Source organism: Paenarthrobacter histidinolovorans (genome assembly GCF_014647595.1).
Classification (GTDB): domain Bacteria; phylum Actinomycetota; class Actinomycetes; order Actinomycetales; family Micrococcaceae; genus Arthrobacter; species Arthrobacter histidinolovorans.
Genome location: NZ_BMPM01000009.1, coordinates 139492 through 159150, shown reverse-complemented (window position 1 = coordinate 159150; position 19659 = coordinate 139492). Strand labels below are relative to the sequence as shown.

Below are 19659 nucleotides of genomic sequence, written 5' to 3'. Positions count from 1 at the left end.
GAGATGGATCATGCCGACGCGGAAACAGGAGCCGGACTCCGGTGCAGCCCTTCGCGACACCGCCAAGGCCAACCTGAAGTTCCAGGACCTGAGCGACGACCTCCGCAGGGACATCCTCGCCGGGACGTGGGCTGTGGGGACCAAGCTCCCCACCGAGCAGCAACTCGCAGCCGAGACCGGCCTTTCCCTGACGACGGTGCGGAGGGCCTTCGAAGATCTTGTAGGGAAAGGTCTGGTGGTCAGGCGGCAGGGCGCCGGCAGCTTTGTCGCTGCCCCCCAGCGTGCCCAAAAGCGTTCCCGCTTTGTGATTGGGGTCCTGCTCCCGGACACGCAGCTGTACTACCCGCGCGTTCTCCAGGGGATCGAAGAACACCTTTCCGCCCGGGGTGCCAGCTTGCAGCTGTCCACGTACCACTACGACTTCACGCGGGAGAATGCCAGCATCCAGTTCCTCCTGGATGCCGGAGTGGACGGGCTCATCCTGGTGCCAACGCTGACCGGCTTGGCCAACCCCCAGCAGCGCGCTTCGGAGCTCATGGCCCTGCCCGTGCCTGTTGTCCTCCTGGAGCGGAGCCTGGACGACTTGGGGCCGGGAGACCTCACTGAGCACGTCTGCTCGGATCACCAAGGTGGAGCGTACGACGCCGTTATGCACCTTCACCGTTTGGGCCACCGGAAGATTGGCCTGCTCACGCGGGCGAACGAGGCGGCACGGAGCAGCAATCCAACCCAGGCAGCGGTGGTTGCGGGGTACAGGGCCGCCGTTGCCGCTTTGGGATTGGACACTGACGGGCACCGGAGCATGGCATTCAGCGCAACGAAGCCGGAGTGGGAAGCGGACCAGGCCGAGCACATGTTCGGGCTGCTGGCAGGAAGCGGTGCCACCGCAGCGTTGGTCTTCGGAGACCGGGAAGCGGCCTTGTTGGAAGGCGCAGCGTCCAGGCATGGAGTTCGAGTGCCGGAGGATCTGGCCCTGGTTTCCTACGACGACGAAATGGCCGATCTCGCCCGGATACCGCTCACGGCGGTTTCGCCGGCGAAACACAGGCTTGGCGTCATGGCCGCCGACGTCTTGCTGCGCCGGCTGACCGAAGGTGACGCGTGCCCGCTGTACCAGATCCGGTTGCGGCCCCGCATTGTTGTCCGTGATTCCTGCGGAGCGAAGAAAACCGGGATTCCCCAGGTTTCCCACGCGTTGTGAGGCCCGCTCTGCGGCCTTCCGGGGCCAAATGGCGCGCAGAGCAGGCCTCACAAGGATGCTCTAGCGGCGGAGCTTCACCAGCCGGGTCTGGCCACTGAGACCTGCAGTGTCGATCGTCAAGGTACTCCGCCCCTCCGCGTCGGTCCCCAGTGTGCCCTCGCCCTCCAGCAGGCTGGACCATGTTCCCTCCGGCAGGGTCAGCGTGAGGCCGGCAGCCTTCTGCGTCGGCTCGCTGACGGCCAGGCTCAACTCATTTCCGTGCCTGGAAAACACCACGCAGGCGGGACCCGAGGCTCCAAGATCCCCCGCCATCCCAGGCTTCCAAAACGTTGCGGCCGTGGTCTTCCCGGGCTTGAACTCCACCGACTGCGCAGTGGCATCGTTACGGATCACCCGGTATTTGTTGCCCTGCAGCAGCTTCCGGGTCAGGTCCACCGATGCGCCCGGCGCCACCACATACGCATAACTGCCGGCGACAGGCCCGGCCCCGTGGTCCAGGTAAAGGGTGGCGAAGTTGCGTTGATGGACAGTGGCCGTGCCGTTGATGTTGACCCCGGACCAGCTGCCTGAACGGGTTTCCCGCAGCACATGGAGAGGGGCATCGTCCAGCAGGGCGTAGCCCCCGAAACCCTCCAAATGAACCCAGCGCCCGTCGCCCAGTACCTCAGCGCTGCCGGCTGATCCCGCGATGGTGCCTGACGCCGTCGTGAGCGTATTGCTGCCTTGGTGGAGGTTGCGGTGGTCCACGATGGTTTCCACCCTGGCCCCCGAAGCAGTGCTGATGTCCGCCCCGAGGCAGACGGTGACGTCGCCGCTGACGAACCAAGACTTCCGTGCGGTCAGGCCCGTACGGCCCGGCCCCAGCAGATGCTGCCCGACGGCGGCAACCTCACCAAGCGCGGTGGCGCCGCTCCACTCATTCGCGGGGACCGCAGCACCCCACTCCCCCTCCACCTTGTCCGGCAAAGGGGTGGTGTCCACCGTGGTTCCGGGCAGGCGGTTGTAGTTGGCCGTTGCCCAGAACGCGTCGTCGTACTGGCCAAGGTCTGAGGTGTAGAAGTAGGTCATGCCGGAACCGGTGTAATACCCGCGGTTGTTCTCGCCGTTGCCGCATTCGTACCAGGCGATGCGGTTGCTGGACATGGAGAGGGACAATGCCCAGCCGGGTCCGCGGTGCATGGTGCGGTCCATCGCGGGGAAGAGCTTGTGGCCGGCAGGTTCCGCAACGGGGGCAACACCAGTGGCCAGGAGCTCCTTCACCAGTGCCGTCCTGGGCACGCTGGCGCTGCCAAGGATGGGGCGGTAAGTATTGCGTGTAATCCAGCCCGCACACAAACCCCGCCACCGGGCAGCCGTTGCTGGATCCATGGCGCGGGCCAGGAGCAGGATGGCCTCGATCGCAGACGCCCCGAGGTCATAGCCGGTGTTGGCCTCGCGGCTGATGCTCCTGCCACGGACGGAATCGGCCATGGCCCCATTGATCATGACGGGCGCAAACGAACCTTCCACGGCATCGAAGAAGATGCTGCGCGTAGGGTCGGAGACCTCGAACGCCGAACCGCCCAGCAGGGAGAACAACTTGGACAGACCGGTGAGCAGGACTACCCCGTAGGAACCCGTGTACGGAGTGGTGCTGTGTTGGATGAATGAGCCGTCCCGGAAAATACCGTCCCCGCTGGTCACGTATTGCCACACCTGGCTGAGCCCGGCCACTGCGTGGTTGAGTTTGGCCGTGTCTTCTCCGGCCAGGGACCGGATGATGATTCCCTGGCACAGGTCCACCCGGTTGGCCCCCACAGAGGTGATCTTGCCGCGCTTGGGCGGGAACTGCAGCCACGGGTCGGGCACAAAATGGTCGATCGCCGCGCAGTAGGCCGTGCGCTCTTCGGCGGACAATTCCGCTTGCAGAAGCACCATGGCATCAGCGAGTGCCCGTGGGACACCGATCTCCCAGGACCACCAGTTTCCCACCTCTTCCTTCCTGTCGTTGTAGCAAAGGGTGTTGGCGTCGGCCAGGCCTGCCTTGATGGCGGCAAGCACCGAGGCATCACCGAACACGGCCGCGGTGGGTGTAGCCCATGCGGTGGCCAGTTGGGACAGGCGCGTGTAGGTGGTGACCATTTCCGCGTCTTTGGCCAAGGACAAGTCCGTGAACACCGATGTCCGGCCCAATGACGTGTTGAGCTTGGCCAGAGAGTCTGCGGCTTTGTTGTTCAGTGCGGTGATGGCTTTCGCGAAGTCGGAGTCGCCCGCTTGGATGACATTGCGGCCCGTGATCTGGTCCACCCAACGGTTCCGCAACGCTGCGAACTCCGCTGCGCCCGGTTCTGCGTCGGCCCAGGCGTTCTGCGCGAACATCGAGCTGACCATTGCCGCCAGGGATAGTGCGCCGGCACCCTGGAGGAGGGTCCTGCGAGGAAATTGAAGTGACAAGGAGATGCTCCTAACACTCGTGGCTGGACAGGGTCCGGCGTCCTTCGCCGGGTCCGCCACTGGCTTGGGTTGAAGTCAACGCGATGCCGAAGAGAGGAATAAAGCAGTACCTGGTCACGTCCACGTCGCCGGAAAGGTGCGTGACCGCCGTCGAGCGGCCAAATCGCCGGAGCGGTGCGGCGATCCCGCATTGCTCCGGCGAACTCGTTGTCGCACCCCTTCGGTAGAGTGCTGACCATGGATGACAAAGCAACGTTGCTGCACTATCTCCGCACCCGCCGCCAGGACCTGCTCAGCAAAGTGGAGGGCCTGGGCGAATACGATGCCCGCAGGCCGATGACCCCCACGGGGACCAACCTGCTGGGCTTGGTGAAGCACGTGGCCGGTGTGGAGTTGGGATACTTCGGCGAAACGTTCGGGCGGCCAAACGGACGGGAGCTCCCCTGGTATGAGGCCACCGCCGAGCCCGACGCCGACATGTGGGTCCCTGCCCATGAAAGCATGCAGGACATCATCGAGCTGCACCACTTCTCCGCCAAACACAGCGACGAAACCATCGAGTCCCTCCCCTTGGATGCCCCGGGCGTGGTGCCGTGGTGGTCCGACGAAAAGAAGAACGTCACCCTGCACCAGATCCTGGTCCACATGTGCGTCGAGACAGCCCGCCACGCAGGCCATGCGGACATCATCCGGGAACTCATTGACGGCCAGGCAGGGCAACGGCCAAATGACCCCAACATCCCCCAGCGAACCGCCGAAGAACTGGCCGCACACCGCCAGCGCATAGAACAGGCAGCCCGGGAAGCCGGCGGCCGCTGACTTTCACAGCCCCCGCCGAACCTTCACAGCCCCCGCATATGTGGAGCAAACCTCCGGCGTAGCCTGCCTCCGTAGAAAGGAGGCATGACTCCTCCACAGACCGAAAACCGCAAAGGCCGCCGGACCCGGCGCGCGATCGTCTCCGCTGTCCTGGCGGTCACTCTCTCTGCCGGGGGAGCAACAGCCTGGGCCCTGGACCGCTTCGTCATTCCGCACGCCGAAATCACCAACGTCTCGGAATACGAGGCCAGCCAGGCCGGCACCACCACGACGACGACCAGCACTTCCGCCGATACGTCGGCGAGCGCCGTGGTCACCGACACGAGCTACACCTCGGGCGACACCGGCGTCACCATCTCCAAAGTGACCACGGGCAGCGGCGACAGCACCGTCACCTACTACGTTGCCGACGTCGTGCTTGATGATGCCACCACGCTGAAGTCGGCATTCGCGGAGGACACCTACGGCGGGAACATCACGGAAAACACCTCCGCCATCGCCCAGGACCACAATGCCGTTTTCGCGATCAACGGTGACTACTACGGTTTCCGGGACACCGGCATCGTGATCCGCAACGGTGTGGTGTACCGGGACGAGGGCGCACGGCAGGGCCTGGCCTTCTACAAGGACGGCACCGTCAAGGTCTACGACGAGACCACCACTACCGCTGAACAACTCATCGCTGACGGGGTGTGGAACACGCTCTCGTTCGGACCATCGCTGCTGGACAACGGGGAGATCGCCCCGGGCATCGAGGACGTGGAGGTGGATACGAACTTCGGCAACCACTCCATCCAGGGCGAACAGCCGCGCACGGCGGTGGGCGTCATCGACCAGAACCATCTGGTGTTCGTTGTGGTGGACGGCCGCAGCCCCGGCTACTCCGCCGGCGTTACGATGACCGGCCTGGCGCAGATCATGAAGGACCTGGGCGCAACCACCGCGTACAACATCGACGGCGGCGGCTCCTCCACCATGTACTTCAACGGATCCTTGGTGAACAACCCGCTGGGCGAAAACAAAGAGCGCGGCACCTCGGACATCCTCTACATCGCCCAGTCATGATCATCCTGATACCGGCGTACGAGCCGGACCAACAGCTCATCAAACTCGTCCGGAACCTGCAGGAAGCCGACCCCTGGACCAGCATCGTGGTGGTGGACGACGGTTCCGGCCCGGAGTACAAGGACACGTTCGACGCCGCCGCGCGGCTTGGGTGCCATGTGCTTGGTTACGCCGTGAACGGCGGAAAAGGTCACGCCCTCAAGAGCGGCTTCGCCTTCATCACCGAACACTTCCCCGGTCACGACGTAGTGTGCGCAGACAGCGATGGGCAACACGGTGTTGCCGACGTCCTGGCTGTCGCTGACCGGGTCCGGGGCGTCACTGCCGCCATGGTCCTGGGCTCACGAAACTTCACCGGCAACGTCCCGGCCCGGAGCAGGTTCGGCAACACAGTGACCCGTGGCCTGTTCAGGCTCGCGACGGGCCAACGGATCACGGACACGCAGACGGGCTTGCGGGGCTACAAAGCGGACATGCTTCCGTGGTTGCTCACAGTGCGCGGACAACGGTACGAATACGAGCTGAACCTGCTGCTCGAAGCGAAGCATGCGGGCTACGGCATCAGCAGCATCGGGATCGCCACTGTCTACCTCAATGACAATGCGGGCTCACACTTCCGACCCGTAGCTGACTCCATCAGGATCTATGCGCCGCTGCTGAAGTTCCTGGGTTCGTCCTTGTCCGCTTTCGCGGTGGACATGGTGATGTTCCTGGTCCTCATCGCCATCACGGATTCCTTGCTCATCGCCGTGCTGGGTGCCCGCCTGGTCAGCGCCACAGTGAACTTCCTGGTCAACCGGCGTCTGGTGTTCGAACACGGCAAAGACCGGCCACTGCGGGCAGCCGCCGCCGGGTATGTGGCGCTGGTGCTGGTGTTGCTGGCGGCCAATTACGCCTCGATCTGGGCACTGACGTCTGTTTCAGTCCCGGACCTGCCCGCAAAGATCCTTACGGAAGCTGCCCTGCTGGGCATCAGCTTCGCAGTGCAGCACCGATTCCTCTTCACCCGCAAAGGCCGTAGCGGACAGAAGGAAACGCATACCCGGCCCTTGGCCCCGGCACAGTTCCAGCACAGCCTGCCACTGAAAAGTGGACATCAATTCCCCCAGAGATTCCGGAGCAACCGATGAACACCCTCATCCTCATAGCGGCAGACCTCGCTGCCATTTCCATCCTCACACTGGCCCTTTACCTCCGCCGCCACAGGCGCCGCGACCTGGTGGTTTCCTACCTCGGCATGAACGTTGGAGTCCTCGCAGTGGCCACTGCACTGTCCGGCTCTGCTGCCGGCGTTGGCTTGGGTCTGGGGCTGTTTGGTGTTCTGTCGATCATCCGTCTCCGTTCCACCGAACTTGCCCAGCACGAGGTTGCCTACTACTTCTCGGCACTGGCGCTGGGGTTGATCTCTGGCATCGGCGTCGAACCGCTCTGGCTCACCCTGTCCCTCATGGCATTGGTACTGCTGGTGATGTTCATTGGAGACAATCCCAAGGTCCTCCCGTCCTACCGCCACCAGACAGTGGTGCTGGACCGGGCCATCAACGACGAAGCCGAACTCTACGCCCGGCTCGAAGAAGTCCTCAACGGCACGGTCCACTCGGCCACCATCCAGGAGCTGGACCTGGTGAACGACAAGACAATCGTGGACGTCCGGTACGCCGTCCTCCCAGACCAGCCCACTTTCCGGCTTCCCGCGGGCGCCCTGACGGTGGCGCCACAGGAACTGCCCGTCCAGCCGGCATCCCAGCAGTCCGTGCCCACCTCAGCAGGTGCCGCATGAGCCGCACCGAAGCCCAATCCCAAGCGGTCATGCCCCAACTGGGCCGGCTTCCCGCCGTCGGGCTTGAAGAACTCACCACCGAAGCTGCGCTGCTGACCCGGGTGGACCGCAAATACTTGGTACCGACCGCGACAGCCCGCAGGATTCTCTCCACGTTCAGCGCCGAAGCCCGTGTCCTGGAGCTGGCTGGAGCCCGGAGCTTCGCCTACGACTCCGTGTACTTCGACACCCCGGCCCTGGACAGTTACATGCTGGCAGCCCACGGGCGGCGCCGACGGTTCAAGATCCGCACCCGGACCTATCTGGACAGCGCAGTGAGCTTCCTGGAGGTCAAAACCGAGGGAGCACGCGAAGCCACCGTCAAGGAACGCATCCCGTACGAACCCCGCGACCGCGACCGGCTGACGGACGAAGGACTGGCATACGTCAACGAGACCCTCTCCGCAGCGCTCGGCGAGGTGGCGTTCGGCCCACTGGAGCCGGTCCTGTCCACCCGCTACGACCGCACCACCCTGTACCTTCCGGAGTCGGGAAGCCGTGCCACGATCGACTCCGACGTCACCTGGCAGCGGCCGGACGGCCAGCCTTGGGTCCTGGACGACGCAGTGGTGGTGGAGACCAAGTCCGGCTCCGCTCCCGGCCCCTTGGACAGGCATCTCTGGGCGAACGGTGTACGGCCGTGCCGCATCTCCAAATTCGCCACCGGCATGGCCGCACTCCACCCGGAGCTGCCGGCCAACCGCTGGAACCAAACCCTTCGGCGCCGGATGCCCCTGCGCCGCGTCGACCAACTCCCCCAAAGCTAAGGAAACCCCATGCGCTCGTTCCGCACCTCCCTGTCCGTTGCCGCCGTCGCCCTCGCTGTGTCGCTGGCCGGATGCTCCACCGCCGCCACCAGCTCATCGTCCACGTCCACTTCCGGCACATCCACAACAAGCGCCACCCAGCAGGCCGTCACGGCCGCCACCATCGAGGAAGACACCCACTACGACAATGACGACCTCACCTGGGATGCCTCAACTGAAGTGGCCATCAGCCTGTCCGACGGCGGCAGCAAAGTGACGTCGTCGGCCTCCACTGGAGTGGCGGTGGACGGCAACACCGTCACCATCAGCGCGGCGGGCACCTACCGCCTCAGCGGTTCGCTCAGCGACGGCAGGATCGTGGTGGCCGCCGGCGATTCGGACACGGTTCGAATCATCCTGGACGGCGTGGAACTGGGCAACTCCACCGGATCCCCGTTCGTGGTCCAGAGCGCCGACGAAGCGATTATGTACCTGGAAGACGGCAGCACCAACACCCTGAGCGATGCCTCGAGCTACGCAGACCAAGGCGATGACGCACCCAACGCGGCCCTCTACTCCACGGCTGACCTGACCATTGCCGGGCCCGGTTCCCTGAAGGTCACCGGAAAGTACAACGACGGCATCGTCTCCAAGGACGGCCTGGTGCTGGCTTCGGGGAACGTCACCGTGGACGCAGCAGACGACGGCATCCGTGGAAAGGACTACACGGTACTCCTGGACGGCGCCTACCAGGTAACCGCGGGCGGCGACGGGGTGAAGGCCGACAACGATGCGGACGAGGGACGCGGCTGGTTGCTGGTCAGCGGCGGCTCCCTGTCCGTCACCGCCGGCGACGACGGAGTGAAGGCATTCAACACCCTGACTGTTTCCGGAGGCACAGTGAACGTAGCCAAATCCGAAGAAGGGCTGGAAGCACAACACATCGCAATCTCCGGCGGAAATGTCACGGTCACATCCAACGATGACGGCGTGAACGCTTCCGGCGGGGCGAGTACTTCCAGCAGCTCCGGCTCCGGCGGAATGGGCGGCGGGATGGCCGGCGGGATGGGCGGCGGCGAGACCGTGGGCGATTACTCGGTGGACGTTTCCGGCGGCGCGCTCACCATCAACTCACAGGGCGACGGCTTGGACTCGAACGGCAACGCCAGCATTTCCGGCGGGACCGTGGTGGTCAACGGGCCCACCAACGACGGCAACGGAGCGCTCGACGTCAACGGTGAACTCGCCGTCTCCGGCGGCACCGTGGCAGCGGCGGGCAGCGCGGGAATGGCTGTGACCCCCGGGACCTCCTCCACACAGTCCGGTGTGCAGGTCACGTTCAACTCCTCCGTGCCGGCAGGTACCCCGGTGCACATCGTGGATTCTTCGGGCGCCGTGGTGGCGACCTTCGTGACCACCAAGACCATTGCGTCCCTGGTGTTCTCTTCAGCCGCCATTACCGACGGCGCAAGCTACACGGTTTACACGGGAGGCACCGCCGAGGCCACAGCAGGCCTCACCACCGGATCCGTCGACGGCGCCAAGCAGCAGGGCACCGTGACGGCGGGCCAGTACACGCAGGCCCAGGGCCCGGGCGGCGGTGGTGGACGCCGCTAAGCTTCGTGGCCTGTGCAATTCTGCTGGATCATTCGTCATCGCACCCTAAGTTGCCCCGGGTATTCAGGGGATCTTCAGGGGGAACAGGCGAATGATCCAGCAGAATTCCCCCCCCGTGTGCCCCACCGACAGCAGCACAGCGAACCTCCCCCGCAAACTTGATGCGAACTTGAGCCAATCGAAAAGGTTCCTTGATGTAGCGGCGCCACGCTGGAATCAGCCGGAATACCAATACAAAGGCACTCCGACAACGAATTTCCGGTATGAAGCACAACGATGTGGGGGAACCAATGGAACAGTCAGCAGCCGTCGACGAGGTGGTAGCCGTAAAGGGCATCATCCAGGACCAGAACCCCGTGGATTTCTACGCGCTGGGTGTCGCGGGGTGCATCGACCGACTCGCCGCACCGCTCCGCCGCGCCGGTGTCACAATCCATTGGCACACTCCCCACCACGGCATCGAGATCTCCTCTGCTGCTGCAGGACTCCTGTACCACGTGGCTCAGGAGGCGTTCAGCAACACGTTGAACTACGCGAACGCCAGCGAACTCACCATCCGCCTCAACGCCGTCTACCACGGCATCCAGCTCACCATCACGGACGACGGAACCGGCTTCGAGATCCACGCGGCGCCCAGCGGCCGCAGGCACGGTTTTGGTTTGCTGCTGATGTCGATCGCCGTCCACGACGCCGGCGGGACAGTCAACATCGACTCCGCGGTTGGGCAGGGCACCAGCGTGCGGGTGACGCTGCCGCTGGATTGAGTCCGATTTGGGACCTTTATTGGGTACCTGACCCATGGAACAACAGACGTTCCGGACGTATTCTGTAGCTACTTTTCAGCCTGGCATCCCAACGGATTGGCACGAAATGGCGCGGAACAACAGAAGACCACTGGGTCTGGGAAAGGTCCTTTTGAGGGTCTTCGGGTTCTTCTTCGTGAGCCTGCTCTGCGGCGTGTTGATCTCCGGCTTCGTGGTCCCGGTGGTTGCCCTCACCAGCACAACCGTGGGTGGGTCCATAGGTTTCTACGAGAGCCTTCCCGGCCAGCTCGATGTTGAGTCACCTTCCCTTTCCAGCAAGGTGGTCACCGCTGACGGCCAGCTCATCGCCACGTTTTTCGCGGAGAACAGGGTCAAGGTTCCCCTTGAGGAAATGTCGCCGTTCATTCGCGAAGCAATCGTGGCCATCGAAGACAGCCGGTTCTATGAGCACCCGGGGGTGGACGCGCACGGAATCATGCGTGCGTTGACCTCCAACCTGACCAAAGGAACCAAACAAGGGGCCTCTACGCTGACGCAACAGTACGTGACCAACGTGCTCAACGAATCCCGGCTTTCACAGGGCCGCCCCGAGGACGTAGTGCTCAGCGGCGAAAAGACGGTGGGAGACAAACTCCGCGAGATCAAACTCGCCCTGGAACTGGAGAAACGCTTCAGCAAGGACCAGATCCTTGAGGGTTACCTGAACATCGTGTTCTTCAACAGGAACGCTTACGGAATCGAGGCCGCGTCCCGTTACTTCTTCAGCACCTCGGCCGCGGACCTCACACTGCCCCAGGCGGCGCTGTTGGCCGGCCTGGTGAATGGGCCCAGCATCTACGACCCCACGGTTGACCCTGCGGCAGCATTGGCCCGGCGGAACCTTGTATTGGACCGGATGCTCGAACAAGGCAAGATCACCGCGGTGGACCATGGGGTGGCTGTGGCAACACCGGTGGAATTGAACATCACCCCGTCCCTCCAAGGATGCGCCGGGGCCGCGATTGCCACGTATTTCTGCGATTACGTCTCGCACCTCATCCTTAACGACGAGGCCTACGGTGACACGGTCCAGGACCGTGAACGGCTCCTGTACCGCGGCGGCCTCACCATCACCACCACGCTGGACAGCAGGCTCCAGGCCGCCGCCCAGCAACAGGTGGATGCCTCCGCCGGAGATAACCCGGACAAATGGGGTGCTGCCATGACCACCGTGCAGCCCGGCACCGGCAAGGTCTTGGCGATGGCACAGAACACCGTCTTCGTACCGCAGGACGGCAAATTCGACACCCAGTTGAACTTCAACGTGGACGCGAAGGACGAGAACGGTTACGACCTGAACGGTGCCGGAGGGTTCCAGCCCGGATCCACCATGAAGCCCTTCATCTATGCGGAGTGGCTCAATGAGGGCAAGAACCCCACAGCCGTGGTGGATGCCTCCCGGAGGGTGTACCCCGTCGGCTTCCCGTGGCGTTCCAGTTGCGGAAAGGTTCTTGGCGGTTACAGCACAGCCCAGAAGGCGCAGAACCTAGGTGCGGATGACGACCTGCAGAACAACGACCCCGGCTACTACCGCCCGATGCCCATCAACTACGGCCTCTACAACTCCATCAACACGGCCACTTTTGCCACTGCCGCCCAGCTGGACTTCTGCGGAATCCAACGGATGGTGGACACCGTCGGCCTGCACAGCGGACTGGACAACGCACCGATCAACATGCACCAGATCGGCAACCTCCTGGGCTCCATCGGCGTCGCGCCTCTGGTGTTGGCGAGTGCCTACGCCACCTTCGCCAATGACGGCACTTACTGCAAGCCGATCGCCATCACGGAGATCAGCGACGCCCAGGGCAGGGAATACGAAGCCCAGACACCGGAATGCCGTGAAGCCGTCAAGCCGGCCGTGGCCCGGGGCGTCAACTCGGTGCTGCAGGATGTACTCAAACTGGGTTCTGGTGTGTATATCGAACCCAAGGTCCAAAGCAGGGTCCCGGTAGCTGCCAAGACCGGAACGTCCAACAACAACGGCGCCACCTGGGTGGCCGGGTACACGACGGCGCTCGCCACGGCGTCGTTCTTTGGGGACACGACGGCGGGACAACAGCGGGCGGGCCAGAACGTCACGATCAACGGCAAGTTCTATAAATCACTGGACGGCTACATGATCGCCGGCCCGCAGTGGGCGAATTACATGATGGAAGCCACCGCGCTCTACCCGAGTGGACCGTTCACGGCCCCTGCTCCCCCGCCGGCACCACAGCCCACCACCAGTCCGGCAGCACCGCGGGTGGGGCCGTAGTCCTTACTGGCGTGCGTAGAGGCCGGTGAAGTTCCGCAGCACGCGCATGGGCTCCTTCACCGAGGAGCGCCGGGCGGATTCGATGAGTTCGTCGGCTTCGTGGGGCGGGAAGTATCCGGCGTTCTTGTAGATGTTGATCCGCGTGATGAGCCCGTTGGCGTCGAGCTCAGGATGGAACTGGGTTGCGTAGAGGTTGTTCTTGATGCGGAACATGTGCACCGGGCAGGCTGCGGAACTTGCAAGCAGCACTGCGTTCGGCGGCAGTTTGCTGCACGCCTCCTTGTGACCGACGAAGGCCTCGAAGGTGTGCGGGACACCCTGAAGCATGGGATCGTGTTCGCCGTCCCCGGTCAGCTTGATCTCCGTTGCGCCCACTGGTTCTCCGAAGCGGCGGTCAATGACCGCCCCTTGGTGCACACCCAGGGTCCCGACACCGTAGCAGGCACCCAGGAACGGAAAATCCGCGGCCACGATCCGGTCCAGAAACTCTGAAAGTTCCGCCTCGACCCGGAGCTGGTCGGGGCCCTTCTCCTCCACAGGATCGCTGGAGGTGTAGGGACTGCCGCCAACGATCACGCCGGAAAAGTCCTCCAACTCAAGGGACGGCATGGGGCCGGATTCCAAGCGCACACGGACCAGTTCCTCCGGTTTCAGGCGGCAGTACCGGAGGTACGCCTGGTACTCGTCATCGGCGGCAGCATCTTCGGCCCGGGTGGCCAGCAACAGGAACGGCTTCACAGGCCCAGTCTGCGTGAGCACGCCGTCACTTTCCAAGTGAATGGGTAGGACTGACAGACACTCCCTCCGCGGGACTTCATTGCGTAGCGTTGTGATTGTTCGCGCTAACGCCCCCAATCGCGACTAATCCCAGAGGAGACATTTTTGATGCAGGACCCTGCCGTGGCTGACGCCCACCACGCCACCGGACCGGACGTGGTTACGCCACAGGACCCGTCAGTGAGCCACCGCCCCACCAGGATCCCTTGGGGCGGCCTCCTGGTTCTTGCTGCTGCTGGCTTCACCGCTGTGACCACAGAGCTCCTGCCCTCGGGTCTGCTCCCACAAATCAGCCGTGATCTGGGAGTGGACGAGTCTGCGGTGGGTTCACTGACCGCAGTCTATGCAGCGGTCATCGTTTTCACGGCCCTCCCGCTATCCCGGTTCCTGGCCGGCCGGGTTCCCCGGAAGACGCTGCTGATCGCCACCGTGCTGGCCTTCGCTCTCAGCAATGTCCTGCTGGCGTTGAGCCCTGCATTGGGCTGGGCCATTGGGGCCAGGCTCCTTGGCGGGATCGCGCACGGCATGCTGTGGTCCAGCATGGCGCCCTATGTTGCCCGGATCGTTCCGGCACACTCCGTGGGCAAAGCCATGGCTGTGGTGTTCAGCGGCAACAGCATCGCGCTGGCAGTGGGGGCTCCGATCGGTACGCTCATGGGATCGCTGATGTCCTGGCGTGCTTCCTTCCTGGTTCTTGCGGGCGTGGGCGTGCTGTTGGCCGGGTTGGCCTTCTGGCTCCTTCCGGGCGCCCACGACAACGCCAGCCAGAAGACTCCGTCCCTGCGTGCGGCCATGAAATTGCCGGGAGTCATCGCGGTGGCCATCGCCTGGCCCCTGCTGCTTCTGGCCCACTTCACCCTGTTCACCTACGTGGCGCCGTTCCTGCTGGCATCCGGGCTGCCGGAATCCGCCACCAGCATCTCCCTCTCCGTGGTTGGAATCGCGAGCCTCGTGGGCATTTGGATTGCCGGCATGACCGCTGACTCCCGTCCACGCGCATCGGTGATTGCCGCCGTCGGGCTCCTGACCCTCACGTTCGCCCTGCTGCCGGCGCTGGGCGGCACCTGGGTGGGGGCGTTCGGCCTCATGACGCTGTGGGGTATCGCATTCGGCGCGGTAGGTATCTACAACCAGGCGGCGATTCTCCGCGCCGGTGGCGAGCACAAGGACGCTGCCAACGGCCTCACGGTGGTGACCATCCAACTGGGGATCGCCGTCGGGGCCGTTTACGGAGCCCTCGCCCTGACCACCGTGGGCGCCCAACTTGTACCGCTGGCGGCGGCAGTGCCCACGGCGATCGCCCTGGTCATCATCATCGCCAGCAGGCGGGGCGGCTACCCGGCCGGACCCCGGGAGAAGCGCCGTTAACATTCCCGAAACATGCCAGTGACCTGATCTTCACGAACGGGAGATTTCTGTAACTTACCCGCAACTTAGCTCTTCTGAGTCGGAAACATAGCTCACCGAATATTGATCGGGGGGCTTACGGGAGCCGGATGAATCACGGCTCGTTTCGGACAGGCTTGAAAGAAGGGAACGCAGGTGGAGATCTCTGCGCAGAACGTCTGGATGATGTTGTCGGCGGCAATGGTGCTCTTCATGACTCCTGGCCTCGGCCTGTTCTACGGCGGCATGACCCGCGCCAAGGCAGCACTGAACATGATCATGATGAGCTTCATCTCCGCAGGGATCGTGGGCGTGGTGTGGGTCCTGTGGGGCTACTCGATGACCACCGGCGACGGCTTCCTGGGGTTGTTCGGCAATCCCTTCGCACACTTCGGCCTGCAGGATCTGGTGGGCACGCCCGATCTCATCAAGGCCACCTTCGCGGCAACGTTCGCCATCATCACTGTTGCCCTCATCAGCGGCGCCATTGCCGACCGGGCCAAGTTCGGCGCCTGGGCATTGTTCGTGCCCATCTGGATTACGGTTGTCTACTGCCCCTTGGCGTACATGGTGTGGGGTGGCGGCCTGATGAGCGCCGGTGGGGCCGTGACGGAAGTCTTCGGCCAGGTCATCGACTTCGCCGGCGGCGCCGTGGTGGAGGTCAGCTCGGGAACTGCCGCTTTCGTCCTCGCATTGATCGTGGGAAAGCGCCACGGATTCGCCAAGGACCCCAACCACCGTCCCCACAACGTTCCGTTCATCATGATCGGCGCAGCAATTCTTTGGTTCGGCTGGTTCGGTTTCAATGGCGGCGCGGCAACCACCGCCGAGCAGGCCGGCCTGATCTGGGTCAACACATTGGTCACTCCTGCCGCCGCGATGCTGAGCTGGCTGGTGGTGGAGAAGATCCGTCACGGGCACCCCACTTCCCTGGGCGCAGCGTCCGGTGTGGTGGCTGGCCTGGTTGCGATCACGCCCTCCTGCGCCAACATCAGCCCGCTCGCCGCTGTTGGCTTGGGCCTCGTGGCCGGCGCTGCCTGCGCTGTGTTCGTTGACCTGAAGTACAAGTTCGGTTTCGACGATTCCCTTGACGTTGTAGGGGTGCACTTCGGTGCAGGTGTCATCGGAACTCTTTCCCTGGGCTTTATCGCTTTCCCGCAGGATGGCGTGGCAGGTGGGCTCCTGTACGGCGGTGGCCCGCAGCAGCTGATCGCGCAGATCGTGGCTGTTCTGATCACCATTGCCCTGTCCGGAGTGGGTACCTTGGTCATTGGCCGGATCATCCACAAGACCATCGGCTTCCGCGTTCCCCGCGAGCATGAAATCACCGGCGTCGACCTTACCCAGCACGCCGAGTCCGCCTACGAGTTCGGTCTCACCGCCCACGGCCACTTCCGCCAGCAGCAGGCGCACCTGTCTGCGCTGCTCAAGGGCAAGCCCGCCGCGGCCACTCCGGAAGCCAAGGAAGACAGCTTCGCATAACGGCACCACCATCAAACAGCAGCCGACGGCGGTACCCGGGTTCCGCCGTCGGCTGCTGTTGTGTGCGCACCGCCCAAGCAGGTAGCAGTTCAGGCCGTTTTGAGCGCTGAGAACGACGTCAACTGCTACCCGGTTGGGTTAGCCGGTGCCGTTCCAGAGGCGCTGCCAAAAGGTCCGCTTGGCCGGCGCCTGCGGTTCCGGTTCCGGCGGGGAGGCCGCCGCGCGCCGCTGCCGCCACTGTTCGAGTTCGGCGTCCACATCCCTGAGTTTCGTGATGACCGGCGGGCCGCCTTGAAGCTGCCGACGGGCCTCGATCACGCGTTTGTTGAAGTCCTCGAGGATGTCCCGGACTTGTTTCTCCGTGTATTGCTGATCAAGCTTCGCGTCCAGTTCGGCGTCTTCGATCCGCAGCAAAATGGCAGGAGGGCCGATCCCGCTCAGCCGCTCGCGCTGGATGAGTCCCTTGACCCACCAGTCGGGATCGTAGTGCTCACCGAGCCCGGGGATCGGTTTTCCCGCGTACTTCAGGTTGTCGAACTTCCCTTGGTTCATGGCGTCGCGGATCAGGTATTCGACGCGGGCGGCATCATCCACCTTCCGGCGCTTCTCGCGTTCTTCGGCATCGGCGGCTTCGATCTCCGCGTCTTCCTCCGCATTGCCGCCCCAGCCACGGACGGCCCGAAGTTCGGCCCCGCGCTCCAGCTTCCGCCTGAAAGCGTTGTTCCCGGCACTCATAGTGTCCGCCACCTCCTCGAACGGCAGCCCTGGTCTGCCGGAATTCGTGGTTCTCCGTCCAGTATTCCCCACCTGGCGGTGCTTAATCCGTACCCAGGGCGACGTCGTCGAAACCAACATGCCGTACCGCCACCACCTACTTCGAAATTGAAACTGCCCCGACACGCCGCGGAGTGTGCGGAGTGTCGGGGCAGTGTGGGATCGAAAGTAGGTGGCGGCGGTACACCACAAGGATTTAGCGGACGGCCATGCTCGGGTCCAACTGCTCAATGCCTTCCGGGGTGACCAGGACCACCCGGGCTGTGCAGATGTCGTAGAACAGACCAGTCGCCTGCACTGTGCCCGATGCCAAGGCCGGACCGGTGACGGGATGCTCCGTCAGCTTTCCCAACTGCATCGCCACATTCACCATGCTCAACTGATCCAGGCGGCTGAAACCTTCTGCTTCAGCGGCACGGGCCACGGGATGTCCCGCCAGGAGTGCCTGATAGCTGGGTCGGGCATGCTCGAGCCAGGCATCGAACCCACGTCCCAGACCAGCGGCTGATCCTTCCGCGTCAGCGATCACAGCTTTCATGGCTCCGCAATTGGAGTGGCCGCAGACAACGATCGAGTCCACGGACAAGGCCTTCACAGCGAAGGCCAGCGTTGAGTCAATGGAGGCATCATGATCGTCGCTGCACACCACGTTGCCGATGTTCCTCAGGGTGAGGAGATCACCGGGACCACTGCTGGTGATCAGGTTCGGATTCACCCGCGAATCAACGCATGCCACGAACAGGGTGTCGGGGTTCTGGCTTTCGGTGAGGTCCTGGACCAGGGGCCGGACCTTGTCTGCGTGGCGGCGATGGTATTTGTCGATGCCCAGGAGGATGGAGCGCAGCGGCGGGTGAGGGTCGCCGTCGTCGTTCCTTTGGGCGGCATCTGCGGCCTGCCACGACGTGCGCGGCGGCAGCGGAAACTCGCGCGGTTCCTGGCGCTGCGGGGAGTTGTCCTCGGCATCGCTGAAAGCGGTGGTCCCGTGTTCTTCCACCACCACGGCCGCGCCGCCGTTGCTCTGCTGCTTCTCCCACGCCACCAGTGCTTCGCGGAAAGCGTGGTCCAGGTAGTCGGCGTTCAGTTCCACCACGGCGTCCTGGCCTTCGGGCACAGAGTGCAGGACGCGGTTGAGCCGGGGCAGCGCGAAGAAGCTGCACGAGCCGGCGATGGTCACGCGCCAGGGAAGCCCGGTTCCCGCCGGGGCGTGCGCCTGGATCTGGGCCCGGAGAACCCGCCACAGCACGCACAAGGCGGCGAGGGCCAGCCCGATGATGACACCCTCCAGCAGGTTGAGGGCCACGACGCACACCAACGTGACGGCATAGACCAGGAGGTCTCCGGTGCGAAGGCTGGTACGGATGTCGGCCACTTTGATGAGCTTGGCGCCGATCACCAACAGCAGGCCGGCCAGGACGGACAGCGGGATCAGTTGGATGAGACCGGCGAACAAGGCGGAGAAGACCAGAACCCAAACGCCATGCAGGATGGCGGAGGTACGGCTTTTCGCACCGGCTTCGACGTTGGTGGCGCTACGGACGATAACGCCTGTTACCGGGAGGCCACCGAGCATGCCGGACACCATGTTCGCCGAGCCTTGACCGACGAGTTCCCGGTTGAGGTTCGTCCGGATTCCGCCGTGCATTTTGTCCACGGCGACGGCTGACAGCAGCGATTCGATGCTGGCAATGAGGGCCACCGTGATCACGGCCATGGCGGCGGCACGCCAGTTGCCGTCGGGCAGGCTGGGGAGTGCGACGGCGTCGAAAATCGAACCACTGAAGCTGATGCGCTCAACGCCCGGCGCCACCGCTACGGACAGCGCGGTGACAGCAACGACGGCGGCCAGGGGCCCCGGCACTTTCCGCACCGCAGCGGGGAGGAACTTCCACGTCAGCAGAATCGCGACGACGGCCAGTCCCAGCAGTGCCGAGTGCAGCTCAACGTTGGTGACTGCGGCTGGAAGCGCGGTGAGGTTTTCGACGGCGGAGCCCGCGGCCTGCCCGCCGAGGAGCACATGGAGCTGCTGCAGAATAATGGTGATTCCGATGCCCGCAAGCATCGCCTTGACCACCACTGGCGACACTGCCAGCGCGGCCCGGCCAATGCGGCTGACACCCATGAGCAGCTGTACGACGCCGGCGGCAGCGGTGATTGCGCAGGTCACCTGCCAGCCGAATTCGGCAACAAGACCGGCGACGACGACGGTCAGTCCGGCGGCGGGGCCGCTCACCTGCAGTGGGGAGCCGCCGAGGCTGCCCGCGACAATTCCGCCGATGGCTGCGGCAATGAGGCCGGCCATGATGGGCGCTCCGGAGGCGGCGGCGATGCCGAGGGAAAGCGGAAGAGCTACGAGGAAGACCACGAGAGAGGCCGGAAGATCTGCGCCGAGGTTGCTGAGGATGCTTCTCTTGGTGGGACTGGTGCCCGGCGGGCTGTGGGAGTCGGTGGGGACGGTGGCGGATTCGTTGGGCTGTGGCATG

15 protein-coding genes are annotated in these 19659 nt (G+C 64.1%); 11 read left to right on the top strand and 4 right to left on the bottom strand.

Features of this window, described 5'->3' with window-relative positions; genetic code table 11:
* Positions 1-10: 10 nt before the first annotated feature.
* A complete protein-coding gene (locus IEY62_RS18605; RefSeq protein WP_189020659.1) occupies positions 11-1201 on the top strand; it encodes a GntR family transcriptional regulator in 1191 nt (396 codons plus the stop codon).
* A gap of 60 nt (positions 1202-1261) precedes the next feature.
* Here the strand turns inward: IEY62_RS18605 and IEY62_RS18600 are convergent, their stop codons facing one another.
* Positions 1262-3634, bottom strand: coding sequence for a polysaccharide lyase 8 family protein (locus IEY62_RS18600; RefSeq protein WP_189020657.1), 2373 nt, complete (start codon positions 3632-3634; stop codon positions 1262-1264).
* Between the two features lie 237 nt (positions 3635-3871).
* On the opposite strand from IEY62_RS18600, the gene IEY62_RS18595 reads away from it, so the two are divergent.
* The 8 genes from IEY62_RS18595 (at position 3872) to IEY62_RS18560 (ending at position 12760) form a co-directional block, all read left to right on the top strand.
* Positions 3872-4453 (top strand): DinB family protein, encoded by a 582-nt coding sequence (locus tag IEY62_RS18595; protein WP_189020655.1) that lies wholly within the window; start codon positions 3872-3874, stop codon positions 4451-4453.
* Positions 4454-4537: 84 nt separating this feature from the next.
* Entirely contained in the window at positions 4538-5518 is a 981-nt protein-coding gene (locus IEY62_RS18590) for a phosphodiester glycosidase family protein (protein ID WP_189020653.1), read from the top strand.
* On the top strand, positions 5515-6648 hold the full coding sequence (locus IEY62_RS18585) for a bifunctional glycosyltransferase family 2/GtrA family protein (RefSeq protein ID WP_189020651.1): 1134 nt from the start codon (positions 5515-5517) through the stop codon (positions 6646-6648). The genes IEY62_RS18590 and IEY62_RS18585 overlap by 4 nt, the downstream gene beginning before the upstream one ends.
* The gene (locus tag IEY62_RS18580) at positions 6645-7298 is read left to right on the top strand and encodes a DUF4956 domain-containing protein (RefSeq protein ID WP_189020649.1); all 654 of its coding nucleotides are present in this window, start codon (positions 6645-6647) and stop codon (positions 7296-7298) included. The genes IEY62_RS18585 and IEY62_RS18580 overlap by 4 nt, the downstream gene beginning before the upstream one ends.
* Positions 7295-8104, top strand: coding sequence for a polyphosphate polymerase domain-containing protein (locus IEY62_RS18575; protein WP_229785441.1), 810 nt, complete (start codon positions 7295-7297; stop codon positions 8102-8104). Before IEY62_RS18580 ends, IEY62_RS18575 begins: the two co-directional genes overlap by 4 nt.
* Before the next feature lie 9 nt (positions 8105-8113).
* Positions 8114-9700: a carbohydrate-binding domain-containing protein gene (locus IEY62_RS18570; protein ID WP_189020647.1), complete on the top strand. Its 1587-nt coding sequence runs from the start codon at positions 8114-8116 to the stop codon at positions 9698-9700.
* 263 nt (positions 9701-9963) lie between these two features.
* Entirely contained in the window at positions 9964-10464 is a 501-nt protein-coding gene (locus IEY62_RS18565) for a sensor histidine kinase (protein ID WP_189020645.1), read from the top strand.
* A gap of 106 nt (positions 10465-10570) precedes the next feature.
* A complete protein-coding gene (locus IEY62_RS18560; RefSeq protein WP_189020642.1) occupies positions 10571-12760 on the top strand; it encodes a transglycosylase domain-containing protein in 2190 nt (729 codons plus the stop codon).
* 3 nt (positions 12761-12763) lie between these two features.
* Here the strand turns inward: IEY62_RS18560 and IEY62_RS18555 are convergent, their stop codons facing one another.
* On the bottom strand, positions 12764-13498 hold the full coding sequence (locus tag IEY62_RS18555; RefSeq protein WP_189020726.1) for a glutamine amidotransferase: 735 nt from the start codon (positions 13496-13498) through the stop codon (positions 12764-12766).
* Between the two features lie 147 nt (positions 13499-13645).
* On the opposite strand from IEY62_RS18555, the gene IEY62_RS18550 reads away from it, so the two are divergent.
* A complete protein-coding gene (locus IEY62_RS18550; RefSeq protein WP_229785440.1) occupies positions 13646-14905 on the top strand; it encodes an MFS transporter in 1260 nt (419 codons plus the stop codon).
* Positions 14906-15079: 174 nt separating this feature from the next.
* Positions 15080-16405, top strand: coding sequence for an ammonium transporter (locus IEY62_RS18545; RefSeq protein WP_189020640.1), 1326 nt, complete (start codon positions 15080-15082; stop codon positions 16403-16405).
* Positions 16406-16543: 138 nt separating this feature from the next.
* Here IEY62_RS18545 and IEY62_RS18540 read toward each other — a convergent pair whose 3' ends face one another.
* Positions 16544-17140, bottom strand: a complete 597-nt coding sequence (locus tag IEY62_RS18540) for a DnaJ family domain-containing protein (protein ID WP_189020638.1) — start codon at positions 17138-17140, stop codon at positions 16544-16546.
* Between the two features lie 235 nt (positions 17141-17375).
* Positions 17376-19658, bottom strand: coding sequence for a SulP family inorganic anion transporter (locus tag IEY62_RS18535; protein WP_189020636.1), 2283 nt, complete (start codon positions 19656-19658; stop codon positions 17376-17378).
* Position 19659 lies beyond the last annotated feature (1 nt).

Bases quoted from the DNA above. Each gene is read 5' to 3' on its own strand.
- IEY62_RS18575 (WP_229785441.1), top strand. From the start codon at position 7,295: ATGAGCCGCACCGAAGCCCAATCCCAAGCGGTCATGCCCCAACTGGGC.
- IEY62_RS18570 (WP_189020647.1), top strand. From the start codon at position 8,114: ATGCGCTCGTTCCGCACCTCCCTGTCCGTTGCCGCCGTCGCCCTCGCT.
- IEY62_RS18550 (WP_229785440.1), top strand. From the start codon at position 13,646: ATGCAGGACCCTGCCGTGGCTGACGCCCACCACGCCACCGGACCGGAC.
- IEY62_RS18580 (WP_189020649.1), top strand. From the start codon at position 6,645: ATGAACACCCTCATCCTCATAGCGGCAGACCTCGCTGCCATTTCCATC.
- IEY62_RS18585 (WP_189020651.1), top strand. From the start codon at position 5,515: ATGATCATCCTGATACCGGCGTACGAGCCGGACCAACAGCTCATCAAA.
- IEY62_RS18535 (WP_189020636.1), bottom strand. From the start codon at position 19,658: ATGCCACAGCCCAACGAATCCGCCACCGTCCCCACCGACTCCCACAGC.
- IEY62_RS18590 (WP_189020653.1), top strand. From the start codon at position 4,538: ATGACTCCTCCACAGACCGAAAACCGCAAAGGCCGCCGGACCCGGCGC.
- IEY62_RS18540 (WP_189020638.1), bottom strand. From the start codon at position 17,140: ATGAGTGCCGGGAACAACGCTTTCAGGCGGAAGCTGGAGCGCGGGGCC.
- IEY62_RS18565 (WP_189020645.1), top strand. From the start codon at position 9,964: ATGAAGCACAACGATGTGGGGGAACCAATGGAACAGTCAGCAGCCGTC.
- IEY62_RS18595 (WP_189020655.1), top strand. From the start codon at position 3,872: ATGGATGACAAAGCAACGTTGCTGCACTATCTCCGCACCCGCCGCCAG.
- IEY62_RS18560 (WP_189020642.1), top strand. From the start codon at position 10,571: ATGGCGCGGAACAACAGAAGACCACTGGGTCTGGGAAAGGTCCTTTTG.
- IEY62_RS18605 (WP_189020659.1), top strand. From the start codon at position 11: ATGCCGACGCGGAAACAGGAGCCGGACTCCGGTGCAGCCCTTCGCGAC.